Genomic DNA, 2,282 nt, shown 5'->3' on the forward strand with positions numbered 1-2,282 from the left:
GTGGTGGGTGCTCGGGCGCGACAGCATGCGCGCTGCCGAAGAGGCCCTGCGGCGCTGGTGCAATGCGGTCGGACTGGTGCGACCCGGCGGGCGTGCGCTGGCGGTCGGCGATCCGGCCCAGCCCGCGCTGCAGGCCTTGGTGCGATGGGACCCGGCCGGGTTCGCCGCCCGCGAGGCGGAAGAGCGGCGTGAGGCCCGGTTGCCCCCGGCGGCACGGGTCGCCTCCCTCACTGGAGCCCCCGGCGCGGTCGACGACATGCGTGCCCTGCTGCACCTGCCGGAGGTCGCCGACGTCCTCGGGCCGGTGCCGGTCGAGGGCAACCCTGACGAGGAGCGCCTGATCGTTCGGGTGCCCCGTGCGCAGGGCCCCGCGCTGTCGCGGGCGCTGGTGGAGGCGCAACGCCTGCGGTCGGCCCGCAAGCTCGATCCCGTGAGGATTCAGGTCGATCCCAGCGAACTCCTAGGATGACCGGGTGGCCATTCGACCCATCCGCCTGTTCGGCGACCCGATCCTGCGCAAGCCTGCGATCGAGGTCGTCGATTTCGACACCGACCTGCGGCAACTGGTCACCGACCTGACCGACACGATGCTGGAGGCCCCGGGCGCCGGCCTGGCCGCGCCGCAGATCGGGGTCGGGCTCCGCGTCTTCACCTGGTACGTCGACGGGGAGGTCGGCCACCTGGTCAACCCCTCGTTGCAGCTGTCCGACGAGACCCAGGACGGCGCCGAGGGGTGCCTGTCCCTGCCCGAGCTCACCTACGACTGCCTGCGCGCCATGTCGGTGGTCGCCTCCGGCTTCAACATGTACGGCGACCCGGTCCGCATCGAGGGATCCGAGCTGCTCGCGCGGGCGATCCAGCACGAGACCGACCACCTCGACGGGATCCTGTTCATCGACCGCCTCGACGCCGCGGCACGCAAGGCCGCGATGCGCGAGATCCGTGAGTCCGAGTGGTTCGGGCTCGAGAAGCCGACCGTGAAGCTGTCCCCCCACGCGACGGGAGGCTTCGGCCGATGAGAGTTGTCTTCGCCGGTACCCCCGAGGTGGCGGTCCCCGCCCTCGATGCGATCGTCGCGTCCCCCCATGAGCTGGTCGGCGTGATCACGCGACCCGACGCACCCTCGGGCCGTGGCCGCAAGCTGACCCCGAGCCCGGTCGGCCTGCGTGCCGAGGAGTTGGGCGTTCCGGTGCTCAAGCCGACGCACCCCCGCGACCCCGGGTTCCAGGCCGAGCTGAAGGCGCTCGAGCCCGACTGCTGCCCGGTCGTCGCCTACGGCGCCCTGATCCCGCGCAGTGCGCTCGACATCCCGAAGCACGGCTGGGTCAACCTGCACTTCTCGGTGCTGCCGGCCTGGCGCGGTGCGGCACCCGTCCAGCACTCCATCTGGGCGGGCGACGAGTACACCGGCGCCACCACGTTCCAGATCGTCGAGGCGCTCGACGCCGGTCCGACGTTCGGTGTGATGACCGAGCGCATCAAGCCCACCGACACCGCGGGTGACCTCCTGGAGCGGTTGGCCGAGGGCGGGTCCAGCCTGCTCGTCGCGACGCTCGACGGCATCGCTGACGGAGCCCTGGAGGCCCGTACCCAACCGCTCGAAGGTGTCAGCCTCGCACCGAAGATCACGGTCGAGGACGCCCGCATCAGTTGGAACGATCCGGCTGTCGGCATCGATCGGCTGATCCGTGCCTGCACTCCCGGCCCCGGCGCGTGGACCACGCTCGACGGCGAGCGGGTGAAGGTCGGCCCCGTGTCCGTCGAGGCGGACGCACCGGCCCTGGCCCCCGGCGCGATCAGCGTCGGCAAGAACCACGTCCTCGTCGGCACCGCCTCCGGTGCGGTGCGCCTGGGCGAGGTCAAGGCATTCGGCAAGAAGCAGATGGCAGCGGCCGACTGGGCACGCGGTGTGCGCTTGCCCGAGACCGCGATGTTCGAGTGAGCGGGTCTCGGGACGGCCGCCGCCGCAGGTCCACGGGGCCCGCACGCCCGCCCAAGCCGAAGAGCGACCCGGTCCGGGCGGCCGCACTCGACGTGCTCCGTGTCGTCCGCGTCGACGGCGGCTACACCAACCTGGTCCTGCCGTCGGTCATCGCCCACCACGGCCTGGTCGGACGCGACGCGGCGTTCGTCACCGAGCTCGCTGCCGGCACCATCCGCCGCCAGGGCACGTACGACGCCATCCTCGCCACCTGCATCGACCGGCCGCTGCGCAAGGTGGAGGTCGCCGTCCTCGACGCGCTCCGCCTCGGCGCCCACCAGCTGCTGGCGATGCGCGTGCC

At 72.3% G+C, this 2,282-nt stretch carries 3 protein-coding genes and 1 pseudogene; all 4 read left to right on the forward strand.

Features of this window, described 5'->3' with window-relative positions:
- Positions 1-469 (forward strand): annotated as a pseudogene (locus ACOADB_RS11675) (primosome assembly protein PriA); the annotation flags it as partial.
- Between the two features lie 4 nt (positions 470-473).
- On the forward strand, positions 474-1,019 hold the full coding sequence (gene def, locus ACOADB_RS11680) for a peptide deformylase (protein ID WP_378598390.1): 546 nt from the start codon (positions 474-476) through the stop codon (positions 1,017-1,019).
- Positions 1,016-1,942 carry a methionyl-tRNA formyltransferase gene (gene fmt, locus ACOADB_RS11685; RefSeq protein ID WP_378598392.1) on the forward strand — a complete coding sequence of 309 codons (927 nt, stop codon included), beginning with the start codon at positions 1,016-1,018 and terminating at the stop codon, positions 1,940-1,942. Before def ends, fmt begins: the two co-directional genes overlap by 4 nt.
- On the forward strand, positions 1,939-2,282 hold a 344-nt coding region (locus ACOADB_RS11690), incomplete at its 3' end, for a transcription antitermination protein NusB (protein WP_378598394.1). The genes fmt and ACOADB_RS11690, both read left to right, overlap by 4 nt.

It is taken from the genome of Nocardioides sp. CPCC 206348 (genome assembly GCF_048654705.1).
In the GTDB taxonomy this organism is placed as follows: Bacteria; Actinomycetota; Actinomycetes; order Propionibacteriales; family Nocardioidaceae; genus Nocardioides.

What these genes read in the sequence shown, in the direction of transcription:
- fmt (WP_378598392.1), top strand. Translation starts at nt 1,016, where the DNA reads ATGAGAGTTGTCTTCGCCGGTACCCCCGAGGTGGCGGTCCCCGCCCTC.